This is a genomic window from Pseudomonas sp. R62 (genome assembly GCF_000257605.1).
GTDB lineage: Bacteria > Pseudomonadota > Gammaproteobacteria > Pseudomonadales > Pseudomonadaceae > Aquipseudomonas > Aquipseudomonas atacamensis.
Window position 1 is genome coordinate 619,114 of the sequence record NZ_JH635999.1, and the last position, 978, is coordinate 620,091.

Here is a 978-nt window from a genome sequence, read left to right on the forward strand (position 1 = left end):
CTGCCTCGTCCAGCTCTGCCAAATAGTGGGCGATGCGCTTCTCCAGCTTCTGCTCTTGATGTTGGAGCCGCTTCAAATTCATATGACGCCGTGAAGAGGCGACCGCCTGAAATTTGCTGCCATCAATGGCCACCAACTCGCCGGTTATCAGCCCCGCTGTGCGGCAAAACTGCACGAAGGCCCGGCACGTCGCGATAAAAGCGGCTTTGTTGTCTTTACGGAAATCGGCGATGGTCTTGAAATCAGGCTTGAGTCGATTGATCGGCCACATCACTTCGACGTTGCGCTGGCACTCGGCTTCGAGCCGTCGTGATGAGCGAATCCGCTGGAAATAGCCGTAGAGGTAGAGTTTGAGCTGATCCGCTGGATCGTAAGAGGGACGGCCGGTGCTTTTGGGAAGTGCTTTATCAAAGCCCAGTCGAACCAGATCCAGCTTGGCGACGTAAAGATCGATAACGCGAACGAGGTGATCCTCGGGGATCAACTCTTCCAGCGAGACCGGAAACAGGCTGGTCTGGCTGCGGGACTGTCCCTGGATGTAGGCCATAACGAAAAATGCTCCGTATCTTTCGATACGGAGCATTTTCTTTGAGCGCTGCGCAGATTGCTAGGTTTTCACACAGTCTGGGATCCGGCGGGTTTTTCTATTGGCTACAGGAAGATCACTCTTCGATGTTGCCCATCGCGGTGGTGTTGAAGCCGCCGTCGACGTACATGATTTCACCGCTGATGCCCGACGCCAGGTCGGAGCACAGGAAGGCGCCGGCGTTGCCGACTTCTTCGATGGTGACGTTGCGGCGCAGCGGAGTCTGCGCTTCGTTGGCAGCCAGCATCTTGCGGAAGTTCTTGATGCCGGAAGCGGCCAGGGTGCGGATCGGGCCAGCCGATACGCAGTTGACGCGGGTGCCGTCCGGACCGAGGGAGCCGGCCAGGTAACGGACGCCGGCTTCCAGCGAAGCCTTGGCCATGCCCATCACG

At 57.9% G+C, this 978-nt stretch carries 1 protein-coding gene and 1 pseudogene; both read right to left on the reverse strand.

Translation table 11 applies throughout. From position 1 onward, the window contains the following. Positions 1–547: transposase (locus OQK_RS21195; RefSeq protein WP_038861509.1), on the reverse strand; the 547-nt coding region annotated here is incomplete at its 3' end. A gap of 115 nt (positions 548–662) precedes the next feature. Beyond that, a pseudogene (gene fabI / locus OQK_RS31545) lies at positions 663–978 on the reverse strand (enoyl-ACP reductase FabI); the annotation flags it as partial.